The 25651-nt window shown below is 38.0% G+C and carries 24 protein-coding genes and 1 pseudogene; 8 read left to right on the top strand and 17 right to left on the bottom strand.

Features of this window, described 5'->3' with window-relative positions:
* Positions 1 to 10: 10 nt before the first annotated feature.
* The 8 genes from HXV90_RS02180 to HXV90_RS02145 form a co-directional block, all read right to left on the bottom strand.
* Positions 11 to 646, bottom strand: a complete 636-nt coding sequence (locus HXV90_RS02180) for a 50S ribosomal protein L25/general stress protein Ctc (RefSeq protein ID WP_269898257.1) — start codon at positions 644 to 646, stop codon at positions 11 to 13.
* A gap of 82 nt (positions 647 to 728) precedes the next feature.
* Entirely contained in the window at positions 729 to 1925 is a 1197-nt protein-coding gene (cntE, locus tag HXV90_RS02175) for a staphylopine family metallophore export MFS transporter CntE (protein WP_269898256.1), read from the bottom strand.
* Positions 1922 to 2734, bottom strand: a complete 813-nt coding sequence (locus tag HXV90_RS02170) for an ABC transporter ATP-binding protein (protein WP_269898255.1) — start codon at positions 2732 to 2734, stop codon at positions 1922 to 1924. Before HXV90_RS02170 ends, cntE begins: the two co-directional genes overlap by 4 nt.
* The gene (locus tag HXV90_RS02165) at positions 2728 to 3600 is read right to left on the bottom strand and encodes an ABC transporter ATP-binding protein (RefSeq protein ID WP_269898254.1); all 873 of its coding nucleotides are present in this window, start codon (positions 3598 to 3600) and stop codon (positions 2728 to 2730) included. The genes HXV90_RS02170 and HXV90_RS02165 overlap by 7 nt, the downstream gene beginning before the upstream one ends.
* A 17-nt stretch (positions 3601 to 3617) precedes the next feature.
* On the bottom strand, positions 3618 to 4421 hold the full coding sequence (locus HXV90_RS02160) for an ABC transporter permease (protein WP_269898253.1): 804 nt from the start codon (positions 4419 to 4421) through the stop codon (positions 3618 to 3620).
* Complete coding sequence (locus HXV90_RS02155; protein ID WP_269898252.1) at positions 4421 to 5362, bottom strand: ABC transporter permease; 942 nt, start codon at positions 5360 to 5362, stop codon at positions 4421 to 4423. Before HXV90_RS02155 ends, HXV90_RS02160 begins: the two co-directional genes overlap by 1 nt.
* Positions 5363 to 5367: 5 nt before the next feature.
* On the bottom strand, positions 5368 to 6975 hold the full coding sequence (gene nikA / locus HXV90_RS02150) for a nickel ABC transporter substrate-binding protein (RefSeq protein WP_269898251.1): 1608 nt from the start codon (positions 6973 to 6975) through the stop codon (positions 5368 to 5370).
* A 161-nt stretch (positions 6976 to 7136) separates the two neighbouring features.
* Positions 7137 to 7841 carry a YjjG family noncanonical pyrimidine nucleotidase gene (locus HXV90_RS02145; protein ID WP_004230713.1) on the bottom strand — a complete coding sequence of 235 codons (705 nt, stop codon included), beginning with the start codon at positions 7839 to 7841 and terminating at the stop codon, positions 7137 to 7139.
* A gap of 270 nt (positions 7842 to 8111) precedes the next feature.
* Here HXV90_RS02145 and yfkAB point away from each other — a divergent pair, with 270 nt between their 5' ends.
* The gene (gene yfkAB / locus HXV90_RS02140) at positions 8112 to 9224 is read left to right on the top strand and encodes a radical SAM/CxCxxxxC motif protein YfkAB (RefSeq protein WP_054550461.1); all 1113 of its coding nucleotides are present in this window, start codon (positions 8112 to 8114) and stop codon (positions 9222 to 9224) included.
* A gap of 105 nt (positions 9225 to 9329) precedes the next feature.
* On the opposite strand, the gene HXV90_RS02135 is transcribed toward yfkAB, so the two are convergent.
* The 6 genes from HXV90_RS02135 to HXV90_RS02110 all read right to left on the bottom strand — a co-directional run bounded on the left by HXV90_RS02135 (position 9330) and on the right by HXV90_RS02110 (position 14663).
* Positions 9330 to 10544, bottom strand: a complete 1215-nt coding sequence (locus tag HXV90_RS02135; protein WP_269898250.1) for a hypothetical protein — start codon at positions 10542 to 10544, stop codon at positions 9330 to 9332.
* Positions 10545 to 10557: 13 nt separating this feature from the next.
* A complete protein-coding gene (locus HXV90_RS02130; RefSeq protein WP_048392405.1) occupies positions 10558 to 11385 on the bottom strand; it encodes a hypothetical protein in 828 nt (275 codons plus the stop codon).
* Positions 11382 to 12071 carry an ABC transporter ATP-binding protein gene (locus HXV90_RS02125; RefSeq protein ID WP_066037788.1) on the bottom strand — a complete coding sequence of 230 codons (690 nt, stop codon included), beginning with the start codon at positions 12069 to 12071 and terminating at the stop codon, positions 11382 to 11384. The genes HXV90_RS02130 and HXV90_RS02125 overlap by 4 nt, the downstream gene beginning before the upstream one ends.
* Positions 12068 to 12457, bottom strand: a complete 390-nt coding sequence (locus HXV90_RS02120; RefSeq protein ID WP_004230719.1) for a GntR family transcriptional regulator — start codon at positions 12455 to 12457, stop codon at positions 12068 to 12070. The genes HXV90_RS02125 and HXV90_RS02120 overlap by 4 nt, the downstream gene beginning before the upstream one ends.
* 710 nt (positions 12458 to 13167) lie before the next feature.
* Positions 13168 to 14163 carry an LLM class flavin-dependent oxidoreductase gene (locus tag HXV90_RS02115; protein WP_066037789.1) on the bottom strand — a complete coding sequence of 332 codons (996 nt, stop codon included), beginning with the start codon at positions 14161 to 14163 and terminating at the stop codon, positions 13168 to 13170.
* A gap of 74 nt (positions 14164 to 14237) precedes the next feature.
* Entirely contained in the window at positions 14238 to 14663 is a 426-nt protein-coding gene (locus tag HXV90_RS02110) for a hypothetical protein (RefSeq protein ID WP_269898249.1), read from the bottom strand.
* A 215-nt stretch (positions 14664 to 14878) separates the two neighbouring features.
* Between HXV90_RS02110 and HXV90_RS02105 the strand changes: the two genes are divergently transcribed.
* The 5 genes and pseudogenes from HXV90_RS02105 (at position 14879) to HXV90_RS02085 (ending at position 19954) form a co-directional block, all read left to right on the top strand.
* Entirely contained in the window at positions 14879 to 15646 is a 768-nt protein-coding gene (locus tag HXV90_RS02105; RefSeq protein WP_048392402.1) for a sulfite exporter TauE/SafE family protein, read from the top strand.
* Positions 15647 to 15799: 153 nt separating this feature from the next.
* The gene (locus HXV90_RS02100) at positions 15800 to 16318 is read left to right on the top strand and encodes an RNA polymerase sigma factor SigV (RefSeq protein ID WP_004230723.1); all 519 of its coding nucleotides are present in this window, start codon (positions 15800 to 15802) and stop codon (positions 16316 to 16318) included.
* On the top strand, positions 16311 to 17201 hold the full coding sequence (locus HXV90_RS02095) for an anti-sigma-V factor RsiV (protein WP_054550465.1): 891 nt from the start codon (positions 16311 to 16313) through the stop codon (positions 17199 to 17201). The genes HXV90_RS02100 and HXV90_RS02095 overlap by 8 nt, the downstream gene beginning before the upstream one ends.
* A 148-nt stretch (positions 17202 to 17349) precedes the next feature.
* The gene (locus HXV90_RS02090; RefSeq protein ID WP_048392400.1) at positions 17350 to 18474 is read left to right on the top strand and encodes a GerAB/ArcD/ProY family transporter; all 1125 of its coding nucleotides are present in this window, start codon (positions 17350 to 17352) and stop codon (positions 18472 to 18474) included.
* Positions 18474 to 19954, top strand: a pseudogene (locus tag HXV90_RS02085) (spore germination protein). The gene HXV90_RS02090 and the pseudogene HXV90_RS02085 overlap by 1 nt, the downstream one beginning before the upstream one ends.
* A gap of 39 nt (positions 19955 to 19993) precedes the next feature.
* Here HXV90_RS02085 and HXV90_RS02080 read toward each other — a convergent pair.
* Together HXV90_RS02080 and HXV90_RS02075 are read right to left on the bottom strand one after the other, a co-directional pair.
* Complete coding sequence (locus HXV90_RS02080) at positions 19994 to 20413, bottom strand: SRPBCC family protein (RefSeq protein ID WP_269898248.1); 420 nt, start codon at positions 20411 to 20413, stop codon at positions 19994 to 19996.
* Between the two features lie 295 nt (positions 20414 to 20708).
* Positions 20709 to 22469: an ABC transporter ATP-binding protein gene (locus HXV90_RS02075; protein WP_269898247.1), complete on the bottom strand. Its 1761-nt coding sequence runs from the start codon at positions 22467 to 22469 to the stop codon at positions 20709 to 20711.
* A 415-nt stretch (positions 22470 to 22884) separates the two neighbouring features.
* On the opposite strand from HXV90_RS02075, the gene HXV90_RS02070 reads away from it, so the two are divergent.
* The gene (locus tag HXV90_RS02070) at positions 22885 to 23646 is read left to right on the top strand and encodes a TerC family protein (RefSeq protein WP_016994674.1); all 762 of its coding nucleotides are present in this window, start codon (positions 22885 to 22887) and stop codon (positions 23644 to 23646) included.
* Between the two features lie 200 nt (positions 23647 to 23846).
* Positions 23847 to 24356 (top strand): ferritin, encoded by a 510-nt coding sequence (locus tag HXV90_RS02065; protein WP_048392396.1) that lies wholly within the window; start codon positions 23847 to 23849, stop codon positions 24354 to 24356.
* Between the two features lie 120 nt (positions 24357 to 24476).
* On the opposite strand, the gene HXV90_RS02060 is transcribed toward HXV90_RS02065, so the two are convergent.
* Entirely contained in the window at positions 24477 to 25649 is a 1173-nt protein-coding gene (locus HXV90_RS02060; RefSeq protein WP_048392395.1) for an iron-containing alcohol dehydrogenase, read from the bottom strand.
* Positions 25650 to 25651: the final 2 nt, after the last annotated feature.

Below are 25651 nucleotides of genomic sequence, written 5' to 3'. Positions count from 1 at the left end.
CCTCTTTCCTTTATGCTTCTGGTTCAGCAGTATTTTGTCCTGTTGCTTCCATCACTTCTGGTGTATCGTCCACTGTATCATCTTCCTGTACGTTTTCAGCAGCCGGTGGTGTAATCGTCACAAGTGTGTAGTCATCCTCTTGTAAAATTTCAAACGAGAACTGTTGACGAATATCTCCGACGTATAGAGAAGTCCCAATTGCAACATTTGTAACATCTATTTCAATGGTTTCTGGAATGTCAGTTGGCTTCACTTTAATACGCACTTCACGATTAGGCTGGAGCAGGAATCCGCCATCAGCAACTCCAACTGCATCCCCAATTACAGTCACTGGAATATCCACTTCTAGCTCCTCTGACATATTGATTGATTTAAAATCCACATGCTTAACATTCCCTTTTAATGCACAACGTTGTACCTCTGTTAAAACTGCATTAATGCGTTTTCCTTCAACATCTAATTGGAAAACATTTTTCGTACCGTGTGTAGCTAACATTTTTGCAAAGGCTCTCGCATCTAACATAATTGCCGTTGATTCCATTTGAAAGCCGTAAACCACACCTGGAATGCCCCCATTTTGTCGAAGCTGTGTTAAAGAAGATTGTTGTCCCTTTTGACGTTTACTGGCAGTTAAAACCATATTCATCGAATATTTCCCCTTTCATGGAAACTAGTCTCATAAAAGGTTTTGCCTTTTCTATTGTATTTTATACATAGCAAGCACGCGATTATTTTGTCAGTATGGTAGTGATAATTTGCCTCTCAGGATTACCGTTACGCAATACAACACAGAGTGCGATAATCGCTAAAACCGTACAAACCATAAACATGACCATATAGGATGTAAATTGCACAATAAAGCCCATCAAAAACCCACCCAACCCAAAGCCTAAATCATAGGTAGCTAAAAATAAACCTAGCAAAACATTTCTTGATTCTTGTGGTACAACAAACGACATATATGTAGTAATTGTCGGATATAGCATCGCTGAGGCAAGGCCATTGAAAACAGCGGAAATATAGACAAAAGATCCTATTTCAGGTAAAACAGCAAGCAACGTTGTGCCCAATATGGAGCTGAAAAGCACACATGCAATAAATTTCGGATGCCATTGTCCATCTGAAGGAATAGAGCGTCGCAATACAAAGCGACTACCCACCACGACCAATGCCTGTAACGTTAAATAAATAGCTGGATTCCCCACTCCCTCGGTCAGCATAAACAATGGTAAAAAGGTGGTGATGGCGCCAAAAATAGCAGCACCAAGAACCATAACGATTGCTGATATGACTAGCCCCTTGTGTTGTTTTACCCCCTTCATGGCGGCTAACAGCTCTCTTGTTGTCACAACTTCTGTGTCTTCCTTTGCTTTTGGTAAAGGGGAGCCAATAAAAAACAGTAGTGGCAGAAGAGCCAACATAACCACAAAGATTAATAAATCCTGTCTATCCAATTGCGTCCACAAGAGTAGCGCTACTGCAGGTCCATATAAACCAGGTACAACACTGGATAAGGAATACATCGACATGCCTTGCCCCCGATCATGGTCGTGTAAGACAACTGTAATACCTAGCTGCATCGCCATAGAAAAGAAAGCGGTGATGATACCCTGTAGGACTCGTACTAAAAAGACACTATCAATACCAAATATTACATAGATAAGCAGTGCAAGTGCATGGCCTACTAACAGCCATTGCATAATCGTATAAGGACTATGCTTGGCGACCATTTGGCCAGCAAAAGGCCTTAATAGCATACAAACAAGCATATACATGGCCATCATGACTCCAATTTCACCCTCCAAGTACCCCCCATCCGCTGCTTCTAATGGAAAAATAACTGTCAACACGGCATTGGCGGTAAAAAAAATAACCGCAAGCCCATATAATTGCATCATGCGAAGGGATAAAGGTTGAAGTTTCATGATACTTGCTCCCCTTGCAACGAAGAAATTTCTTGACGATTTATAGGTAATCTAGAGGCTAATAAGCGTTGGCTTATCGGATGGGTCATACATGGAATTTGAGACACATCATGAAGAAATTCCACCACTTCACCCTGATCTACAACAGCTACTTCATCTGCAAACAAACTAACTGCATGTAAATCGTGAGTAATAAATAAATAACTGAAGCCTCTCTCCTGTTGCAATTTTTTCAGAAGTTTTAGGATACTGATTTGTACCAATATATCTAAACTATTAATGGATTCATCCAAGATAATGAGCTTAGGGTCTGTTGCTATCGCCCTTGCGATGGTCACTCGCTGTAACTGACCACCACTTAATTGATGAGGGTATTTTTGAGCATCTCTCTCAGATAGTCCCACCTGTACTAAAAGCTCCTTTATTTTTTCTAGCTGCTGTTGTTTCGTCAACTGTAAATGACAATTCATTGGCTCTGCAATGATGTCTCGAATCTTCATTTTCGGATTAACAGCACTATGGCAATCTTGAAAAACGATTTGAATATTTTTTTGTAATTGCTTCTTCTCTTCTTTGCATGTCGTTGCTAGGTTTATATGATCGAATTGTATGATTCCGCTATCTGGCTTTTCCATACCTATTATCAGCTTTCCTAGTGTGGTTTTGCCACTACCGCTCTCCCCGACAATGGCTAAGCAAACCCCTTGCTTCAAGGTGAATGACATATTTTTCACAGCTTCTATTGTTTCATGTTCCCCAAACAACCTCTTTTTTCGATAGGTTTTAGATACTTGTTGGATTTTTAACATCGGCTTTCCTCCTGTCTTACCCAATAGTTCGTGTCTAGTTCATATAGAATTCCATTTGTATCACCTGACCAGCTATCCACAAGTTTTTCAAGTTGATCATCCTTCCTTTTCGCTGCGACTAATGCTTTGGTATAGGAATGAACAGGGTTTTGTAATATCCGTTCGGCTGGACCATATTCCATGATTTTCCCTCTTCGCATAACAACAATTTGATCTGCCATTCGGGCGATGACGCCAAGATCATGTGACACAATCAGCATCGTTGTCTGATATTGTTGCTGACAATGAGACAATTCCTCTAAAATCTTGAGCTGTGTCATCGTATCAAGGGCTGTTGTTGGCTCATCTGCAAGCAAAAGCTTTGGACGAAGACTCATAGCCATGGCAATCATGACACGTTGAAGCATGCCCCCGCTTAACTCGTGAGGATATTTTTTTAACAGTCTTGAATCGGTCAATTGAAAAAAAGCAAGTTGCTCAGTTGCTATGTGCAATGCTTGTTTTTTACTGAGCGATCGGTGTGCTTGTAATGTTTCAACCATATGTTTTCCTATTGTTATAATAGGATTAAACATAGCCATAGGATTCTGCAATATACATGCTACGTCATTGCCGCGTAAACACCGTAACTGCTGTTCATCCATTCCCAGTAAGGAACGGCCTTCCAATAAAATGTCTCCCCCATAGTGTCGAGACTCCCGAAACAGTTGCAGGATGGCATAACATAGCATCGTTTTACCGCTACCACTTTCCCCGACAATACCAAGCGTTGTACCAGTTGGAATCTGGAAATCAACATGCTGCACAACTTTTTTAGGTCCCTGCGCTGTTTGAAGCGTAATTGACAAATCCCTTATCTCTAACATATTGTCACCTCTTCTTCTTATATTTTGGCGTCCATAGCCGTACGAAGGGCATCCCCAAACCAATTAAAAATAAGAACGGTTAATGAGATCATGATACCTGGTATAAACATAAGCGTTGGTTCACTCATTAAATAGGTTTTACTATCATTAATCATCATGCCCCATTCTGCCATCGGTGCCGTAACACCTAACCCTAAAAACGACAGCTCCGAAATTAAAAGTATTGTGGAGCCAAGCCCGATTAGTTTTAACAAAAATATTTGTGGAAAGACAAACGGCAATATATGCCTCCTAATAATTTTTCGTTTCGGTACACCTGTCAGCCGTGCATATTGTACATAAGTGCTTTCTTTTAAAGAACGCACCATATTGCGAATGATACGCGCAAAACCTACCCACGACACAAAACTAATTGCCACAAACATATTTTTAATGCCACCACCTAACGCACCTACAATGACAAGGGCAAAAATAAAGTCAGGAATGGATAGAAGAACATCACAAATACGCATTAATACTAGATCAACCAGCCCACCGATGTACCCCGCCAGACACCCTACAATGATGCTAATGATTAAGGTAATGAATAGTACGCCAGAGGCTAGCAGAAGAGAGGTGCGTGTACCATACAATAAACGAGATAGCACACAGCGCCCTAGGTGATCTGTACCTAACGGGTACTGCATAGAAAACCCCTGTAATTTATTGGCTATATCTGTTGTATAAGGATCATGAGGCGCTAACCAAGGAGCAAATAGAGCCATCACAACTAGCACAAGTACAAGCAAGCTACTGATGATGAGTGACAGATGCTTTTTCATTAAAGAGCGCCTCCTTTCAGCCTGACACGTGGATCAATAACCGCACAAAGTATATCTGCTATGAAATTGACGATGATATATAATCCCCCAATGATGACGATAAAGGCTTGTAGTACAGCGTAGTCTCTTGCTAACATAGCCTCCACAATAAAGTGCCCTACGCCAGAAATGGCAAAAACATTCTCAATAATCGCTGCACCCCCTAATAAGCCTCCACAGGTCATGGCAAGGGATGTGATAAGTTGTGGTAAAATGCCTTTGAAAATATGTGTACGCAAAATAACCGTTTCTTTTACACCTCTTGCACGGGCAAATAGAACATGCGGTTTCTTCATTTCTTCTCTCATGCTTGAGCGGATGAGCCTAATGTAATAAGGGATAAATCCTAAAGCCAGTGTTATCGATGGTAAAATGACATGAGCAAAACTTCCCCACCCCATGAGTGGTAAGACGCCCCATTTCAAAGCCACTGTGTAAATGAAGAGAAAGGCCAGCCAAAAACTGGGCATGGAGGCGATTGTAAAGATAGCAGTACGTGTAAGCCAATCGAGCCACCCACTGTTTTTACTTGCAGACCAAATACCAATAGTCAAGCTACTGACAATAATTATGACTAATGCTGTTACCGCTAAAAGAAATGTCGTCTCAAAGCGTTGAAACAGTTCTGTTGCCACAGCCTTTTTCGATACAAAGGATGTTCCAAAATCTAATTGCAATGCATGGCTGAGCCAAACAATATATTGTGTCCCTAATGGTTGATCGAGACCCATATCTTCACGCATACTTGTCATGGCCTCTTCAGTAGCTGGAATTTGATTGATTGTAAAATATGCTTCAACGGGATCAACAGGAATGAAACGGATTAATCCAAAGGCGATGATGGTTATACCAAACAATGCAAGTAACATACTCACTAGCCGTTTAACAAAGAATGCAAACATCTTGATTATTTCACCTCATATTGATTGAGTGGCACTTCAAATTGCTGCATAGAAAACGATAAATTGGCTAGACGTTGATTGGCCACCAAATAATTTGTCCGATAAGATAATGGCATGAAAATCGCCTCTTCATGAATGGTTTGTAAAATGGTTTCATACAGGCTCTGTCTCTCTGATTCATCAGTTGAGCGAATCACTTTCGCAATATTCGCTGCTAATTGTTCTGAATGTGCTGTGCCTTTTAACGCATAATAGCCAATTTGCTTTTCCCCCGTCATCATTCGTAAATACATATGGGGATCATAAGGTGCCCCCCACGTATCATTCATAATGACATTGAACTCACCTGTTTTACTTCGCGTTCGGAAAAGTTGATCTTCTTCTCCAATCAATTTGACATCTACGCCTAATTCACGCCATGCGCCCTGTAAATATTCAAATATAGATTTATGCACTTGGTCATTACTGTTATATGGAATTGTGATGGTCAGTGCTTGACCGTCTTTGGATCGAAACGGAGCCCCTTCTTCAAAGATCCAGCCTGCTTTATCCAATAGTTGCTGGGCTTTTTCTAAATCATAGCTGTAAGACTCAAATGGAATATCACTATACGGAAATCCTGGAGCAAATAAAGACTTGGCCTCTTGTTCAATGCCATTTAATACATGTTCAATAATTGTTTGTCGATCAAAAGCATACTGCAAAGCAAGTCTGACATCTTTATCTTGCGTCACGCCATAGTCTGAATTGAAAGATAGTATTCTAGTAGAGGAAGGTTCAGAAATTAGCGTTTGATATTGGGGATTTTTCTCCAAAACTCGGAGTTCCTCAGGTGCTAATTGACCACTTCCGAAAATTAAATCAATATCTCCTTTTTCAAGTGCCATCATACGTGCTTGTGAATCAGGAATAATTTTGACGATGACTTTTTCTAGCTTAGGCTTCTCTCCCCAATAATGCTCATTACGTGAAAACTCAGCAAAATTGTCTTGCTTGTAATCAGTTAAAATCCAAGGACCTGTTCCAACCGCTTTTTCAATGCCATCTTTGGTTGTCCCACTTGCTGGGAAGCCACTATCCCCTAACATACGTAATGGACGAATCAACGTTAACTCCTGTAAAAATGGATAGTAAGGCTCTTTTAAATGAATCTGTAATTTCAGCTTATCTAAGACTTCTACCCGATCAATGACTGCCACCACTTCTAGCCAACTATGCGGTGCAATATTCTCCACTACAGTTTCGATATTACGTTTAACATTGTCTGCCGTAAGCTGAGAGCCGTCTGAATACAAGACATTGTCTCGTAATGTAAATATGTAGCTCTTACCGTCTTGAGACATTTCCCATGCTGTTGCTAATCCTGGCTCTATTTGCCCATCATTTCCATAGCGTACAAGCGGATCGTATATCATGGCCTGAGCAAACATTTCATTTGGTGCATACAGGTGTGGATTTACTTCTCCAATATCCTTTGGCCAAGAAATGGTTAAAACATGTTCATTTTCACCTTTTGCCTTGTCTTTTTTTGTCTTGTCATCTGAATTTCCGCAGGCCACAAGCATACTTCCACTCACAATCAATAGAACTAGTAAACTCATTATTTTTTTCAATATACTTTCCCCTTCACTTAAATAGTAATGATTACTATTATCATTCAAAATCGAATTTTAAATGATTCATGACTTTTTGTAAAGTAGATATTCAAAAATAAATCTTAAAGACATAAAAAAACACCTCCTCTGTCCACGGAACAAAGGAAGTGCCTTCTGTCTTAATATAGTGCTATTTTTGTATGCAATAGCTCATGTAACTCATGCAATTTTTTAATTTCATAATGCGGTTCAATATCACTCGTATTTTCAACATTGCGGATGTTAAACCAGCATGTATCAATGCCTGACAGCAATCCGCCTTTAATGTCTGATGTCAAAGAATCGCCGATTATAAGCGTTTTAGCTTTATCAAAATGCTCAATCCGCTCAAATACATAATCAAAAAAGGCCGGCATTGGTTTTTGATAGCCCGTTTGCTCGGAGATAAAGATGCCTTTAAAATATTGTGCTAAATCGGCATCCACTAGTCGTTTATTCTGTGTCAACGTTACGCCATTTGAGACGACATACAAATGATAGTGATTGGCTAGTTGAGCGATGACTTCATAAGCTCCCTCTACATAATGATGTGCTTCCTGTAAGTATTTTTGGAATAGCGATTCAAAGTAGACGCCATCGACCTCCATTCCAAATTCCTTTAAAGCAACCGCAAATCTTGTATTATGTAGTGTATTTTTTGTCACTTCCCCACGCTCAAAAGCTCGCCACATCGATTCATTAATTTCTTTGTAGCGCGCTATCATCTCGGGAGTAGTGGCTATCTTTTCCTCTCTGAACATGCGGTCAAGTGCTGCATTTTCAGCTAAATCAAAATCTAGTAATGTATCATCTACGTCAAACAATAATATCTCATATTTCGTCATGTTCATTCCCACTTTCTTCGATGCATTGTGACTATTTACTCTATATCATGATAACGTTTTTTATGAAAAATAACAGTAAAATGTCCTATGACAGAATATTAGAACATGTATGCGCTTTATACACATTATCCGTCCATTGAAACTAGGGAACTTTTTCTATATTGAAAAAAATGTTCGACTAGCCCTAAAATAGCTCGTTCTGCAATTTCATATTTGAAATTATCGTTGAATATGAGACAATAGAATGCTAGAAAGGAAGATGTACGAAAGATGACGACCTTACAAAAAATAACACCTGTCTATGATCCTTGGGAAGCCTATTTAGATGTAGAACAGCACGGACAAATGACACTATCAAATATTGAATTTACAACAACAACACTTTGTAATATGCGCTGTGCCCACTGTGCAGTAGGCTATACATTACAAAATAAAGACCCTGAGGCATTACCGATTGAATTAATTCTAAAACGATTAGATGAAATACCCCATTTAAAAACGCTCAGCATTACTGGTGGAGAACCTATGATGAGTAAAAAGTCAGTCCAGAATTATGTGCTGCCACTTTTAAAATATGCGCATGAACGTGGTGTACGGACACAAATTAACTCCAACCTAACATTGGAACCAGCACGTTATTTACTGATTGCGCCTTATCTTGATGTCCTTCATATTTCCCATAACTGGGGAACAATCGATGAGTTTGTGGAAACGGGCTTTGCAATGATGGAACGCAAACCAACATATGACCAACGTGCAGCCTTATTCCAACGCATGATTGATAACTCAAAAATGCTAGCTGAACATGGCGTAATGGTATCAGCAGAAACAATGTTAAACAAAAAAACTTTACCATACTTAGAACATATTCATCACCAAATCATCCATGAGATGAAATGTGCACGTCATGAGGTGCATCCAATGTACCCATCCGACTTTGCAAGTGCACTTACTTCTTTATCACTAGAGGAAACACGTGAAGCCATTCATCACCTGTTAGATATTCGAGATGACAATACATGGATGTTGTTTGGTACACTACCATTCTACCCATGTAGCATGAATGAAGAAGATCAAAAGCTGTTACAACGTCTCCGCACTGCGAAGAATGTCACAATGCGTAATGACCCCGACGGTCGTTCACGATTGAATATCAATATCTTTACAGGCGATGTGATTGTTACCGACTTTGGTGACACACCAGCCCTCGGCAATATTGTGCATGACGAACTACCATTGATTTTTGATAAATGGATGGCAACCGACTTGGCAAAATCGCTTAACTGCCATTGTCCAGCAGTCAAATGCTTAGGGCCAAATGTACTTGTTAAAAATATGTATTATCCTGATGCCGCGTTTGTGAGTGGCTCTGCTCGTGTATAAGTTCATCGATAAAGAGAGAAACTCCATGTTGAACAAAGACTGATCAACATGGAGTTTCTTTTACATATGGCGTTATAAATTGTAGGTTGTCCTTATGCCTGCTCTTTAATGCATCATATATAATTGTTCGATCCTAAGAGAGGAATCCGCCTCTTGATTTTTTTTGTCTTCGGAAATGATTTTCCCTTCATAAATCAATCCACCTGTACGTAAATCAACGATAGACAACCACTGTCCATCAGAAACACGATATACTAAATAAAATTTTCCCTCTGCTATACGTAAATATGGAGCATCATTCTCATTCGCAATGCTTGAATATTGGAGGGTTAAGGGTTCTTCCCACTGCTTCTTTTCAATATGATAACGGTTCAATGTTAGACCATTGGCTGAATAAACAGGAATGTATATCGTTTCTTTATGAATCAGCATTGACTTCCGATAGGGTTTTAATTCTTCTGGCATAGTCCATTCCTCTGCTTCATTCTTGGCATTATTATAGAGATATATTTGACTAGAGATAACTTCTAGCTCAGTATCTTCTTTTCGATCACTGTATTTTTCTACCATATATAAATAATAATTTTCGTTTTGAGTAGTAGTATTGTATTCATTAAAAATACGGAGACTGGAAGTGCCTCTTTCTTCTGACACTAATTCTGCAAGGATGGCGTCCTTTACTAATTCCTTCTTGTTCTCATCAATCGAATAGACATGCAACTCTTCCCTACCTTTTATAAGATAATTGGCAGATAAATAGTTGGTTGTTAATATATTTATTTTTCCATTTCCCACGTAAACGTCATTCACATTAATCCAATCATAGCTTGCTTTAACTGGTATATCGATTTTAAAGGAAGAACTGTCATTTGTAATTTTATCAAGTGTATCAATTTGAAGCGTTACGACATTGCTAGCTTCTTTTCGACCATCATCTAAAAACGTTGTGTAAATCAAACGTGATTTGTCTTCAAAATATTTTCTTGGATCAAATTCTTTCCCACGCATAAAATTACGGTGTTCCTCAATATATTTTCGAAGAATCATAGGTTCATTCGGTGCCATCAAATCTCTAAAAAAAGACTGATTATTGGGATTCGTGGAACCATCCTTTGATATGTACAACATATGATAAAGATCATTACTCTGATAACTTGTTTGAAGAATAAGATTTTCGATTTCTTCCTTATTTCCGCTGATCGTTTCAATTTTATAGGTTCTATCATTTTTAGAAGCCATTGCTGTTTTTTGGATATAGTAAGAACTGATAAACACCACGATGAAGAAACTAATACTGATTGTTTTCCAATATTTTTTCATTGTTATACCTCCTCTAGACCCTGATTTTATATTTTAATAAATGATTCGCAATCCAAATGGCGCTGCCTAAAACGATCATGCTCGTTACCAGTACCATTAAGAAAATTTCAAGTGGGTAAAAGTAATTTGTATAAACATTAACTAATAGGATTGGAGCAAAAAATACCCCAAGTGACAGTAAGCCATAAAAAATAGCGTAAAAAATCCCTTTTAAACCATAACTTCGCTCAATTAAAATCGCGGTAAATATTACTGCCACGAAAAGTAACCCAAGTGCATATACCAGGATAAACTCTGTAAAGCTAGTCGGATACAGCCACCTCCACATATTTAAAGTAGAACTAGCATAAATTGAGAAATTTGATTGGAGGTCTATTGGTATAATCTTATTCACTATTTGTTTTTCCATCAAAATTAGCAAGATTTGCAAAGCAATCAAGCCAAGAACTAAAAGCATAATCGTCGTTAATTTCGCAAAATAAATGGCGATTCTTTCAGTTGGTAACATGAATAATCTGTAAATAAATGTATTTTTACCAAACCAATCTCGATACCAAATAAAGAAAACATAAATCATCAACATGGCGATACAAAAAAAGATTGGCAGCAGAAACCATTCTGAATCAGTGAATCGATCGAAAGAAAAAGTCCCGTATTGTTCCACATACTGGTTCATGGATAACTGGTTTTCTGCCATCAACTGTTTAGCATTTTTCATATAGGTTTGTGAGATAATTCCCGCTCCTATAAGCTGGCTGAGCATGGTCAAGCCTATTAAAATCAAATACAATTTAAAAAATCGATTTACTTCAAAATTAACAAGTTTTAAATAGTTTTTCATGCTCGATATACCTCCCTCATCACATCAACCACTGATTTCCCTTCATTTTCACGTACTTCCTCCACGCTAAATTCCCTCAATACTGCACCGTCATCAATAAGGACTGCTTTATCAATCAAATGCTCAATATCACTAATTTCATGCGTTGTTATAATGACACCACGTTCTTCAATTAAATGGCTTGTAAACACCTCTGCAATCTGCTCACGAGAGAAAATATCAATGCCTGAGAATGGTTCATCCATCAGTAAATAATCGACATCAAGTGACAATCCCAGTAGCATATTCACTTTTGCTGTATTTCCTTTCGATAAGTTAGCAATACGTTCATTCGGATCAAGTTTAAAAAATTGTAGTAATTCTTCTGCCCTCTGAGGATTCCAGCTTTTATAAAAATCAGCCATGAACGCAAAAGCTTCATTGATTTTCATTTGTGGCAACATCGTTATTGTGTCTGGGATGAAGGTTATTTTTTCAAAACTTTCTTTTGTGATTTTTTCTCCATCCATTAAAATTTCACCACTATTAATTGGTGTGAGCGCCATAATAGCTTTCATAATGGTCGTCTTACCTACACCATTTATTCCTATTAAACAAGTAATCTCTCCTTTTTCTGCAGTAAAAGAAATGTCTTTTAAAACTTGTTTCCTGCCGTATTTCTTGTTAACATTTTTTACTTCTATCATTTCGACTCCTCCGCTTCTCCGCTTTCGGCATCATGTTTTTTCTTTACAAGTTCCAATACTTCGGCTAAAGGCACATCGATAGATTTAATAGAGCCTAAAAATAAGTCAACCGCTTCGATAATCAATTCCTCACGGACATTTTTAAGGACTGCTTCATCTTTCGTAATGCAGCTAGGCATATTCCCCTCTGTAAAAATCAATCCTTGTTCCTCCATTTCCTTATAAGCTCGTTGCGCAGTATTTGGGTTAATCTTTAACTGATTGGCTAATTCCCTTCTGGATGGAATCTCCTGACCTGGCTCATAAAATCCCTTGGCAATTTGTTCTTTCAAATGCCGAATCACTTGGACATACACCGGGTCCCGATTATTAAAATTTATAGTCAAATAACTCAACTCCTCAAAAATTAATTCCGCGTATTAAACACTTAATACACAGTATGTAGAATGATGGGTTGCACCTATCAACATGAACATATTTTTTCTCTCGTTAACACCTCAGCGTATTAAGTGCTTAATACACCGACAATAAAAAAATGTATTAAACAGTTAATACACTTCTTGAAATGTATTATATGCTTAATACACATTTTAAGTCAACCACATTTATGGAAATATCTATCAATAATTAAAATCACAGCCAGTTGTACAAGTAGCATACATCATGGATGCAAATATACTTTTCTTCAAACAGACGAGTGTTTTTATCTTCATTGTTAACTGGTAATGACTGTATGTTTTCTTGTAATTATTTTTTAGCACAAAAAATATTTTATGTTCACAAGAGGTATAAGAAATAGAAGTTGAGCTATACTATTAAAGATTTCACTTCAAATCCAATGACTAGGAGGGTTAACCCGATGAGTGCGATTGATCGATAACTCAGAAGGACCATCAAAACTGAATAAGCTAAAGTACAGATTTCTTAGGAATATCTTAAGATCCTATGCGGAAGCGAGGCAGTGTGTCATGGAGCAGAAAATGTAAGTGGTAATCAGACCCGGAAATTCATTTCCGGGTTTTTCTAATTGTAAAGCCGTTATTCTAATTCAGCTAAATACATAAAAGCCATATTCAGATGAATATGGCTTTTTCTCTTATCCAATTAATTCCTTTGCAAGGAATCTATAGGTATTTAAACGACTTTCTAATTCATATTGATTGCAATTTAGCATCACTTCATCAAAGCCATAGCGTTCTTGCTCAGCGCTTAAAAAAGCAGCAATGTCTTGGGGTGTCCCGACAAGATTCGCCTTGCGATTATTGTCAATCGTCAATTTATCCATTTCAGTTAATGGATAATCTTTCGCTTCTTCGGGTGACATTGTTTGAATGATTTGCCCTTTCATTAATTGAAGACGAGAAATATCAATCGGTTTAGCTAAATATTCCGCTTCTTCTAGGGTTGGGGCAACTGTTGCTGCATATGTCACAATGATTTGTGGTTTATCCATATAATAAGAAGGCGTAAAATAGGCTTTATAGGCATCAAAGATATCCTTTGACATATTGCCCGTGAAAAATTGTGCATACGAATAGCCTACTCCCAGCTGGCCAGCCTGCATTGCGCTCTGACCACTAGAACCTAGTAACCAAGCCTCTGGTAATGAAATATGAGCAGGAGCTGCAACGACTTGATCATAGACATGTTCACCTGTTTTTTGATTATTCATTAGTTTTAATATGATTTCTAGCTTGTCATACTGTTCTGTGAAGCGTTGTCGTCTTCCCTCTGCCAAGGCATAGATAGCGGCATGATCACCACCAGGAGCTCTCCCCACACCAAAATCAATACGATTGGGTGCCAGCCCCGATAATGTTTTAAAGACCTCTGCTAGCTTATAGGGTGAATAATGCATCATCATGACACCACCCGTACCAATGCGAAGCCGCTGTGTTTTAGCAGCTAAAAAAGCAGCAGTTACTTCAGGAGCTGAACTCGCCAATGACTGGCTATTATGGTGTTCAGCAAGCCACATACGGTGATAGCCAAGCTCTTCACCTAGCAATGCCAGCTGTTCTGTACGTTGGAAGGCCTCTTCTGCAGAATGACCTTTTGGAATCGGCATTTGATCTAAAATACTTAATCTCATGTAAAACATCCTCTCTGTCTCTAGCTCCCCCTTTTACTGTAATACAGTTTGGATGATTTACAAAATAAAAAACCTTACTCATAAGCTAGTTGTTTCTTTTCCCAAGTGTGATAGACCATGCCAACAAGCTTTTGTTGTTGTTGCTGGTTTAATACGACATCTTTAAATTTCATTGCCTCTAGGGAAAATTGCTGCGTTTGTTCGTTCACGACAAATTGGAGAATAGCATGTCCTTTTTCGTCTTGAAACGTAATATCACCTGACAATTCTACAACTTGCTCCCCAGTTTTTGCTTCATAATAGTGCCAGTAAGGTTCATAAAAAGCGTAATTAAACGCATTTCGAACTGTGACATCTGAAAAATTCTCCAAATAGCCTTCCTTTACGGTATCAATATACTCATGATCTGTTATATCTTTTTTTGCATTAAAGACATACCCTACAAGTACTCCCATAAACACAACACAGAGAAATACACGTATATGATTTCCTAAACTCATGTCATCACGTCCCCTTTACGTAAAAACACCATTATCTACATAATACATCAAAATAATGACTCCAAGTAGAATTTTTTTGAGTTATGTAGAAATTATCGTCATTCCCTATTGAATCACTTCATTTATTTCTATTAAAAAATAGCAGCTAGAGTATTTACAGCCTATCCTCAGTTCGCTACTATCAGATTATTATGATAGAAAAGAGATGACCTTTTGTGCCTTTTGATTTAGATGTAAATATTTTATTAATTTTAATCCTCTTCGGTTTTTTAGCAGCCTTTATTGATTCAGTGGTTGGAGGAGGTGGGCTTATCTCATTACCAGCTCTTATGTTCGTTGGCCTTCCTCCCTCTGCTGCAGTAGCAACCAATAAATTGGCAGGTACAATGGGTTCCCTTACTAGCACAGTGACATTTTATCGCTCTGGTAAACTAGATATAAAAGCCGTCTATAAGCTATTCCCCTTCGTCTTTTTTGGCTCTATGCTGGGTGCTTGGATTGTCCACTTAATGGACCCAAGTGTACTGAAGCCATTAATGCTGATTATGCTTGCAGTCGTTGCCATTTATACCATCTTTAAAAAAGACTGGGGCAGTATGACCACCTTTAAACAATTAACCCCTAAGCGTTCTATTATTTTTGTTTTCGTGATTACACTTATTGGCTTTTATGATGGCTTTTTAGGTCCTGGGACAGGCTCGTTTCTACTCTTTGCTTTTCTCATAGTTGGCTTTGATTTTTTACAATCAGCAGGAAACGCCAAATTTTTAAATTTCGGCAGTAATGTAGCTGCCCTCCTTATGTTTATATACTTAGGACAAATAAATTATGCCTATGGACTACCAATGGGTCTTGCGCAAATTGCAGGAGCTATTGTTGGTTCAAAATTTGCCATTAAACGCGGCAGTGGCTATGTACGTAAATTATTTATCGTTGTGACCATTCTATTACTCTTGAAAAATACATATGACTATTTTTCATGATCAGCCGTTATACTAACGTATGCCAATACTATAGAAGGATCAAACTTATCTCAATTGGGGTAAGTTTTTTTCATGGTATCAACTTTTTCCCTCTCCTCGTACGTCTAGTAAATGTATACAATTTGATAATGTTAAAAAGGAGCTTCTTTGGACATGAGAACAAGAAATGCATTTCAACATGAAGAGGTGTTTGTCCAATTCATTCGAGAACAAAAAGAGCGTTTTTATTTGCTCGCGTATAGCTATACAAAAAATGAACAGGACGCACTAGATGTTGTACAAGACAGTATCCAAAAAGCCATGCTTTCATTAGATCGACTTGAGAATGTGACCTATATGAAAAGCTGGTTTTATAAAATAGTTGTCCGTACAGCCATAGATTTTTTACGTAAGCATAAACGCTTACAAGTGACAGATGATGATACATTACAATATTTAACACCTGCTCAAGAGGATGTTTATGAGAATGTTGACTTGGAGCATGCGTTGGATGAACTCCCGCAAATGTATCGAGAGGTTGTCATTCTCCATTATTTCGAGGATTTAAAACTCGCTGACGTGGCGAACATCCTCGACATTAAATTGAGTACAGCCAAATCGCGTCTTTATAAAGCATTAAAACTATTGAAAATCCAATTGGAAGATGTGAAGGGAGAAACTGCACATGGATAAAAAATTACAGGAGTTAGAAAAACAATATATGAAAGTCCCGATTCCAAAAGAGCTAGACTTCGTGGTTGAAAAAGCACTTAAGCAAGGTCGAAAAAAGAAAAAAAATCGTACACCTCAATGGGTCCTTGGATCTGCCGCTGCAGCCATGCTATTTACAGCTGGTTTAAATGTAAGTCCTGCAATGGCACGCACACTCTCAGAAATTCCCGTGGTTGGTAGTGTGATAAAAGTATTGACTTGGACAGAATATGAAGTGGCTGAAGATAATTATGATGCCAACATTAAAGTACCTTCTATTGAAAACTTAGAAAATCAAGATCTGGCGAATACATTAAATGAAAAATATCGTGCAGAAGGTAAGACACTTTACGATGAATTTATGGCAGAAGTGGGCGATTTAAAATTAAATGGCGGTGGTCATTTAGGTATTGATAGTGGCTACGAAATCAAAACTGATAACGAACAAATTTTGTCGATTGGCCGCTATGTAGTGAATACCGTTGCTTCTTCTTCAACGGTGATGGAATACGATACGATCGATAAAGAAAACGAAATTTTAATTACCTTACCAATGCTCTTTAAAGATCAACACTATATTGAAACAATTAGTGAAAATATTAAAGAACAAATGCGTACACAAATAGCTGAATCGAATCAAGATAAAGTTTATTGGGTAAAGGGTGCTGGCCTTGCCGATGAAGAGTTAATGGAGGAATTTACAACTATTAAACCTGATCAGCAATTCTACATTTCTGATAAAGGCAAGCTTGTGATTTCCTTTGATAAATATGAAGTGGCACCTGGCTATATGGGCGTTGTAGAGTTTGAAATCCCAACAGATGTCTTAAAAGAAGATCTTGTAAGCACAAAATATATTCATTAATTTAGCTTACTTTTCCTATGACGAGGTATTGGATGATGGTGTCATCCAATACCTCGTTTTTTCATGAAACCATACCATTTTCTGCTTATAAAGCCGACTTTTTTTGTCAAAGCTAATATGTATCAATCAATGTTAGAGGGTTTTCAACATGAAAAGTGTAGGATCAATCAGTATTTTACATGTCATCTTCCTATCAATGACTGTTATTGGCTTAAAAAATCATGTAACCATTATTCCTCCACTACTAGATGTGGCCAAAAGAGATGGCTGGCTATCGGTATTGTTTGCTGGAGGAATTATTTTCTTTTGGCTATTTTTATTAGTATATATTCAATCAAAATCTAATCAAGAGCCCATCCGAGATTGGCTCGATTCAAAAATCGGGAAAATTGGCTCTACTATTGTTATTTATACAGTTGCTATTTTTTTAATGATTATCGCAGCTTTTACAATGGTTGAAACACTGCAATGGATTAATACTACATTTTTACCGCAAACCCCTGTAATTATCTTACTATTTATCTACGTCATTCTGTGTATTCTTCTTGTGACGACTAGCTTACAGACGCTCGTCATTTTAAACGTTTTTGTATTATTCGGAGTAGTTATCTTTGGCTTTTTCGTGGCCTTTACGAACATGCAGGTAAAAGATTATGAATTATTACGTCCATTTTTTGAACATGGATTCCAGCCTGTCTTGCGAGGCATGATTTTTCCTGCATCAGGGTTTATTGAGCTTTTAATGTTGCTATTTTTACAGCATCAATTTAAGGAACGTATTCGCTGGTACCACTTTGCTATTATGCTGGCTATTTTAGTAGGACTGACATTAGGACCTTTAATTGGAGCCATTACAGAATTTGGACCGAATGAAGCGGCTAAGCAACGCTATCCTGCCTACGAAGAATGGGGATTAGTGACAATCGGTCGCTATATCGAGCATCTTGACTTTTTCTCCATTTATCAATGGCTGACAGGAACCTTTATTCGTGTTAGCTTCCTTTTGTACATTGTGGCAGATTTATTGAAGATGACAGGAGATCCCAAGCGTATATGGCAAATGCTTGCTCCTCCCTTCTTTATTCTTTGTTTACCATTAATCATGCTAAATGAAAGCCTATTTTTAAAAGTAAAAGGAAATTATATTCTGGCAGCCACTTTTATTTTTTTCTTTTTACTGTCAATATTTTTCGTAGTCGTAGCTTTCTTGTCGGATAAATCTTCTAAAAAGGGGAAAACTGAAAAACAAGATAAGAAAAGTGGTGAATCATAATGCCTCAGCAAGAACAAGCGCTAGATCTTAGTACGCTCAGAAAATTATTTCAAAAATCAGCAGATATTCAATTTCAGGAATATATGTTTAATCAGCAGAAAGTACACTTTATTACGTGTGATGCTATGATTGATCAACAAATGCTTAATGAAGTGATTATTCAACGTATTCAATATTTATATGATCATTTGGATGAGGTTCCCTTTGAAGAGAATATCGCAAGGCATCTTCATGTTCCAAGTATTCAAAAAGTACAAGACAAGGAACAGCTGATAACTTTTGTCTATAGTGGCTTCTTGTTGTTGTATTTTGACGAAGACAATCTTTTATATGCAAGCAATATTGCCCAAAAGCCGAATCGCCAGCCTGAAGAAACGCGCATGGAGGTTCTTGTTAAAGGGCCCAGAGATAATTTCATTGAAGATATTCGCGTCAATATCGCACTCATAAGAAAACGTTTGCCGACCAATTCATTTTGTGTGGAAAAAGTGGAGCTTGGGAAACGATCAAAAACTACGATAGCCATTCTTTATTTTGATGATATTGTGGATATGGATATTTTACATGGCATCAAAAAGCAGCTTGCTGCTGTTGATACAGATATTGTTTTTAGTGGCGATTTATTGATGGAACGGGTGAATAAAAATTCCAAGCTTTTTCCGAAGTTTGATTATACTGGACGACCTGATTATGCGGTTCAGGCCTTAGCAAGAGGACGCTTTATTATTTTTGTAGATGGCGTCGCCTATGCCATCATTACCCTGTCAATTTGTTTCTCTTACTGAAATCAGCTGAGGATAATGAATATCCTATTATTTTCAGTTCACTCGAACGATTATTAAGAATATTTGGTATTTTAATCGGCTTACTACTTCCTGCATTCTGGCTTGCCTTGACAACCTATCACCAAAACCAATTGCCGCTTCAACTACTCGCAACCGTCGTGCAAGCGAAGGCTGGCTTACCGCTCCCCTCTTCGCTTGAAATGTTACTGATGTTGCTGATGTTTGAATTATTTCGTGAAGCAGGCTTGCGTCTCCCTTCCGTTATTGGTGGGACCATCAGTGTTGTAGGTGGATTAATTATTGGGGATGCAGCCATTCGAGCAGGTGTAACGAGTCCTGAAATGATCGTTGTCATCGCCATTTCTACCATTGCTTCCTTTACATTAGTGAATCAGTCACTTGTTACTTCAGTTAGCATATTACGCGTTGCCTTTATCTTTGCTAGTGCCTTTTTCGGGTTATTTGGCTTCTTTGTTTCTTTATACCTGACACTGCTTTATTTAAGTAATATTCGAATTTACGGCTACTCTTACATGAATCTAGCAACAGATCTAAATTGGGCAACCATTAAAAAATCCATCTTTCGATTATCACCCAAAGGCTATACAGAGCGGAACAAAGCGCTTGCTCCTCAGGATTATACACGAACTTCAAAAGGGCATGAGAACAAAGATTCTCCACATAAAAACAAATAGCATCCCTATCGATTGTGAAGGGATGCTATTTTTATTCGCTCAACTATTTTGGACTCTTTCTTTTATAAGGTTCAGTACACTTTCCCAATGACCTTTCATTTCTTCTCGTACTGTCTGATTAGAAAGATGTTCTTGATGAAAGCTAATGGTTGTTTTATTATGCTCCTTGGGTAAAATACGGATTTGTACGGTAGATGGTTTTGACCACTCTTCCTTTTGCCAAGTCAATCGAAGCTGCTCTAATGGTTTAACAATCCTGATTTCGCCTGTCCCTGTCTTTGAATGATATTTGTACCCAGGTTCGAATATAACTGAAGTGTCTTCCCCCAGCCATGTACGTACTCCTTCTGTTGTCGTAATCAATGCCCATGCTTGCTCCTGCGAAATTGGAAATGTCCTTCTAACCCCAATTTGAAAACCCACACTTTTCGTTTGACCGATAATTTTTTCGTTATCCATTGCTTCACCTCTATTTTATGACCTTTATTGTGAACTGTAATGTTCTATTCGATTTACCTGCTAAACATTCCTTCTATGATTCATAAATGAATGTTCCATTTTCCATATTAAAGATTTGACCTGTTACCCTATGCATATTCGATGGCATTACCTTCAATCGATTCCCTCTTTCCACATAAACCTTCACTATGCATGTCAGTGTCCTTTGGCTACCACATGAGCAGTTGTACAAGTAACTAAGGGAAGCAACCAAAAAAGGGAGATTGTTTTAAAAAACAATCTCCCCCTCCTTCATTTACGTCAATTCCACAAACTCTTTCTGAACGCTTTGTTCTATTTGTCCCTTGCGAAATTGAATATGATGAAGCTTTGCAAAAATCCCATTTTGAGCCACTAGCTCATCATAGGTACCATCCTCTTCAATGCCCTTCGGTGTCACAACTAATACACGATCAGCATTGCGAATAGTTGCCAGTCGATGGGCAATAACTAGTGTTGTACGATTTTCAGCAAGCTCTGTTAACGATTGCTGAATAATCATTTCTGTTTCTGTATCTAAGGCAGAGGTTGCCTCGTCTAAAATTAAGATAGGCGGGTTCTTTAGGAACATACGAGCAATCGCTAGTCGTTGCTTTTGTCCTCCTGATAATTTTAAGCCACGTTCACCTATTTGTGTATCATAGCCATCGGGCAGCTCTGCAATAAATGCCTCTAGATGTGCTTTTTTCGCTGCCTCTCGAATTTCCGCTTCACTTGCATCTAATTTTCCATAGGCAATGTTTTCACGAATCGTACCTGTAAATAAAAAGACGTCCTGCTGTACGATACCAATTTGAGCACGTAATGACGCTTGTGTCATATTACGTATATCGATACCATCAATCGTAATAGCGCCTTTTGTCACCTCATAAAATCGAGGAATCAATGAGCAGATTGTAGTTTTACCAGCACCCGAAGGCCCTACAAAGGCAATGGTTTGGCCAGCTTTTACATCAAATGATATATCATGTAAAACCTGTTTGGATGCATCATAATTAAAATGAACGTGATTGAAGGCAATATTTCCATCTAAATGTTTTATAACCTTTGCATCCTCACGATCTTGAATTTCTGGCTCCTGTTCAATTAATTCACGGAAGCGCTTAAAGCCAGCCATTCCTTTCGGATAAAGCTCTAATAAAGCACTAATTTTATCAATTGGTTTAATCAGGACATTCGTATATAAAACAAAGCTCACTAGCTCCCCATAAGATAATTTCCCATTAAAGCTTAGCCAAGCGCCGACCACTAACACCATTAATGTAAGGAGGCGCGTCATCATGTAAATACTGGAGTGTGTCCCTGCCATAATTTTATAGGCATATAATTTAGCCGTACGGAAAAATCCATTTTGCTCCTTAAAGCGTTTAATTTCAAAATCTTCATTTGTAAAGGATTTCACAACACGGACACCAGATACACTATCCTCTACACGTCCGTTCACATCAGCAATTTTGCCATACATCGTTTTCCAAGCATTGTTCATTTTTATATTACTAAATGTCACAAGCCATGTTAAAAATGGCACCATAATCGCTGCAATCAAAGCGAGTGTTGGATTGACATTAAACATAATGGCAAAGGCCCCAACAAAGGTCATGATCGCAATAAAGAGATCCTCTGGTCCATGATGGGCAAACTCGCCTATATCAAACAAATCATTGGTAATACGACTCATAATATGACCTGTTTTCGTATTATCAAAGAATCGGAAAGATTGCCTTTGTACATGCGTAAATAATTCCTGACGCATATCCGTTTCGATATTTATGCCTAGTTTATGCCCTAAATAGTTAACGATAAAGTTCAATAATGTACTAATGGCATAAACAAGCAGTAATAGGACACTTATTTTCACGATCATGCCCCAATCCCCTGTTGGCAATAACTCATCGATAAACCATTGAACAGCCAATGGAAACGCAAGCTCTAAGATTGCTACAATAATGGCACTCGAAAAATCGATGACAAACAATCGTTTATGTGGCTTGTAGTAGGAAAAAAATTTTCTATACATGTTTGTCTCCTCTCTAAGTTGTAAAAATTTTGCCTATCTTTTAATAGTACCATTTGTGCAAACGTAACGGAAAAGTATTTTTTCTCCATAGCAGTATATTTTTATTTACTTTTAAAATGTTGCATGTTACTATGTTAGTAAGAATTGAATAGCTTTTGACTTTATTGTCAAAGGGGAGTAGCTAGCAGATGCGATCGAAGCATCTGATTCACATTCGTCATTACATGGTATATTACCATCGGGTGTGATGGCATTTCTTGTCACACAGAACACTTTCTGTGCAACGAACAGTTAATTGCTTAGCAAGACCTTTGCCTATTTTTTAGGCAGGGGTCTTTTTCTTTTGCTTAAAATAGGGAAAGAATAAGTTAGCAAGCCATTCATTTCTGTTCAACAATTAAAGGAGGCAATAAATTTGGAGGCAATATTTTTAGAATACGCATGGGTACTTGTCGTATTAATTGTACTAGAAGGTTTGTTAGCAGCAGACAACGCCGTCGTAATGGCTGTTATGGTTAAGCATTTACCAAAGGCACAACAACAAAAAGCTTTATTGTATGGATTGGTGGGGGCATTTGTTTTCCGTTTTGCCGCATTATTCCTTATTACAACGCTCGTTAATTTCTGGCAGATTCAAGCAATAGGTGCAGCTTATCTACTGTTTATGTCTATTAAGCATATTTATGATTCGCGGAAAGCATCTCAAAACTCCGAAGAAATTCAAGAGCCGAAAAAACAATCTGGCTTCTGGATGACGGTTGTAAAAGTAGAACTTGCTGATATCGCATTTGCTGTGGATTCTATTCTTGCGGCGGTCGCCATTGCTGTCACACTTCCACATATCGGTGATTTTGATATTGGCGGTATTAACGCAGGTCAGTTCGCAGTAATGTTCTTAGGTGGTATTATTGGTGTCATCATGATGCGTTTCGCAGCTCGTTGGTTTGTAAAGGTTCTCGACAAATTCCCATCACTTGAAACAGCTGCTTTCCTAATTGTCGGCTGGGTTGGTGTAAAATTAGCTGTATTAACATTAGCACATGAAAAATTGGGTGTGATTCCACACGAATTCCCCCACTCCACTCTTTGGAAAGCTATTTTCTGGATTGTCTTAATTGCTATCGCATTAGGTGGCTACCTAATCGGTGTCAAAAATCAAAAGAAACAAGAACAATAAGAATGAAAAATCGCTTCGATTACGATCGGGGCGATTTTTTTATTTTCTTAAAAATATAAAAGAAGTTATTTTCTAATTGAGAACGAATATCAATTATTTTTTTGCATGAATTGCTTTAAAAATTAAATTTTTTGTATGTTACTGCCTCTACGCTGTATACTAGTAAGGAAGTCATTTACTGCAAAAGGAGGAAAACTTTTATGTTATCTGAAAAACTACACACAGCTCTTAATGAACAAATGAATTTTGAATTCTACTCTGCGCATGCCTATATGGCAATGGCAGCCTATTGCACAGATCAAGATTATGATGGCTTCGCTAACTTCTTTTTAGTACAAGCAGAAGAAGAACGCTTCCATGCCATGAAATTTTATAATTTCTTAAGTGATATGGGCTACCGCGCAACAATTCAAGGTTTTGAAAGCCCAGGCAATCATTTCGAATCCATTTTAGATGCCTTTAAAACGGCTCTATCACACGAAAAAGAAGTAACACGCCGTATTTACAATTTATCAGACATTGCTTTAGATGAACGTGAGCATGCGACAATGGCCTTCTTAAAATGGTTTATCGACGAGCAAGTAGAAGAAGAATCTACATTTGATACATTAATTCGTAAAATCGAGCGTATCGAAACTGACTCAAACGCAATCTTTATGCTAGATGCAGAATTGGCTACACGTACATTTACACCAGATACAGAAGCATAATATTTCTTATAAAAAAATCTGCCATTAAGGCAGATTTTTTTAGGTATCTATCTTGCTTGTGGGATTTTCAAAAGATGCAATAAAAGAGAAACGTTGAAAAATCAACGTTTCTCAGGTTCTTTATGGTTCTCTTACCACTCCATCAAAGGCAGCTTGATAGATTTGATAGATATCTTCACGCTCTAATGGCATTGGACTTCGCGCTAAAATACGCGTTTGTTTTGTAGCATCCTCTGTTAGCTGTTCAAGTGCTGATGCAGGGATATTGAATCCTTGTAATGTTGAGGGAATTTTCACATCTTGAACGAGTTGTTGTAAGGCATCAACACATTTATAGGAAGCCTCTTCTTGCGATAAATAGGATGATGATATTCCCATGGCATCTAAAATATCTTTCATTCGTTTTTCACAGCTTTGACGAATATACCCCATGACATATGGTAATAGTACTGCATTGGAATCACCATGAGCTATATGGAACTGACCTCCCAGGGGATAGGCTAAAGCATGGACGCCTGCTACACCGGCATTGAAAAAGGCTAATCCTGCTAAATAGCTGCCATAACTCATATCTGTGCGCGCTTGCTTGTCTTGTCCATTATGGACAGCTGTTCGGATTGACTGGCTAATTAATCGGATAGCTTGTAGTGCAAGTGCATCCGTTACTGCATTCGCATTTACTGATACGTAGGCTTCTATCGCATGAGTTAACGCGTCTACCCCAGTCGCCGCTGTCACCTTCGATGGTAAGGAAATCGTTAAGGCAGGATCTACAATCGCTACATCCGCTAATAAATAATCATGTGTCACGACATCCTTGGTTGTATCCAGTGATAGCACAGAAATATTTGTTACCTCCGAGCCTGTCCCAGAAGTGGTAGGAATTAAGATTTTAGGTAACCCTTTATTATCTAATGTTTTCGTTCCTGTTAGGTTTAAATAATCTGCAACTTTTCCATCATGTTTTGCTAATACGGCGGCAAGCTTCGCTAAATCCAGTGCACTGCCCCCACCTACACCAATCACCAAATCAAATGGATGCTTTCTCGTAAAATCAACCAGTTTTTCGCCAATTGCAAGCGGAGGCTCTGGTGCAATATCCGTATAAATGGTCGTTGTATAGCCTTTCTCAATCAAAGGCTTTTCAACATTGTCCGTTAGACCTATTTCTTTTAATAATGGATCTGTCACGATCAAAATATTGTGAGCGTTAAACTTCTTTACCTCTAGCAGAAGCTGACTCAAACAGCCCCAGCCAGTATAGCTAGCAGGCGTAAAGGTTAATTTATGCATGG

The organism is Lysinibacillus sp. JK80 (assembly GCF_027557635.1).
Lineage (GTDB): Bacteria > Bacillota > Bacilli > Bacillales_A > Planococcaceae > Lysinibacillus > Lysinibacillus capsici.
The sequence above is the reverse complement of the archived record's forward strand: the minus strand, read 5'-3'. Positions and strand labels throughout refer to the sequence as shown.

Bases quoted from the DNA above. Each gene is read 5' to 3' on its own strand.
- HXV90_RS02180 (WP_269898257.1), bottom strand. From the start codon at position 646: ATGAATATGGTTTTAACTGCCAGTAAACGTCAAAAGGGACAACAATCT.
- cntE (WP_269898256.1), bottom strand. From the start codon at position 1,925: ATGAAACTTCAACCTTTATCCCTTCGCATGATGCAATTATATGGGCTT.
- HXV90_RS02170 (WP_269898255.1), bottom strand. From the start codon at position 2,734: ATGTTAAAAATCCAACAAGTATCTAAAACCTATCGAAAAAAGAGGTTG.
- HXV90_RS02165 (WP_269898254.1), bottom strand. From the start codon at position 3,600: ATGTTAGAGATAAGGGATTTGTCAATTACGCTTCAAACAGCGCAGGGA.
- HXV90_RS02160 (WP_269898253.1), bottom strand. From the start codon at position 4,421: ATGAAAAAGCATCTGTCACTCATCATCAGTAGCTTGCTTGTACTTGTG.
- HXV90_RS02155 (WP_269898252.1), bottom strand. From the start codon at position 5,362: ATGTTTGCATTCTTTGTTAAACGGCTAGTGAGTATGTTACTTGCATTG.
- HXV90_RS02145 (WP_004230713.1), bottom strand. From the start codon at position 7,841: ATGACGAAATATGAGATATTATTGTTTGACGTAGATGATACATTACTA.
- yfkAB (WP_054550461.1), top strand. From the start codon at position 8,112: ATGACGACCTTACAAAAAATAACACCTGTCTATGATCCTTGGGAAGCC.
- HXV90_RS02135 (WP_269898250.1), bottom strand. From the start codon at position 10,544: ATGAAAAAATATTGGAAAACAATCAGTATTAGTTTCTTCATCGTGGTG.
- HXV90_RS02130 (WP_048392405.1), bottom strand. From the start codon at position 11,385: ATGAAAAACTATTTAAAACTTGTTAATTTTGAAGTAAATCGATTTTTT.
- HXV90_RS02125 (WP_066037788.1), bottom strand. From the start codon at position 12,071: ATGATAGAAGTAAAAAATGTTAACAAGAAATACGGCAGGAAACAAGTT.
- HXV90_RS02115 (WP_066037789.1), bottom strand. From the start codon at position 14,163: ATGAGATTAAGTATTTTAGATCAAATGCCGATTCCAAAAGGTCATTCT.
- HXV90_RS02110 (WP_269898249.1), bottom strand. From the start codon at position 14,663: ATGAGTTTAGGAAATCATATACGTGTATTTCTCTGTGTTGTGTTTATG.
- HXV90_RS02100 (WP_004230723.1), top strand. From the start codon at position 15,800: ATGAGAACAAGAAATGCATTTCAACATGAAGAGGTGTTTGTCCAATTC.
- HXV90_RS02095 (WP_054550465.1), top strand. From the start codon at position 16,311: ATGGATAAAAAATTACAGGAGTTAGAAAAACAATATATGAAAGTCCCG.
- HXV90_RS02090 (WP_048392400.1), top strand. From the start codon at position 17,350: ATGAAAAGTGTAGGATCAATCAGTATTTTACATGTCATCTTCCTATCA.
- HXV90_RS02080 (WP_269898248.1), bottom strand. From the start codon at position 20,413: ATGGATAACGAAAAAATTATCGGTCAAACGAAAAGTGTGGGTTTTCAA.
- HXV90_RS02075 (WP_269898247.1), bottom strand. From the start codon at position 22,469: ATGTATAGAAAATTTTTTTCCTACTACAAGCCACATAAACGATTGTTT.
- HXV90_RS02065 (WP_048392396.1), top strand. From the start codon at position 23,847: ATGTTATCTGAAAAACTACACACAGCTCTTAATGAACAAATGAATTTT.
- HXV90_RS02060 (WP_048392395.1), bottom strand. From the start codon at position 25,649: ATGCATAAATTAACCTTTACGCCTGCTAGCTATACTGGCTGGGGCTGT.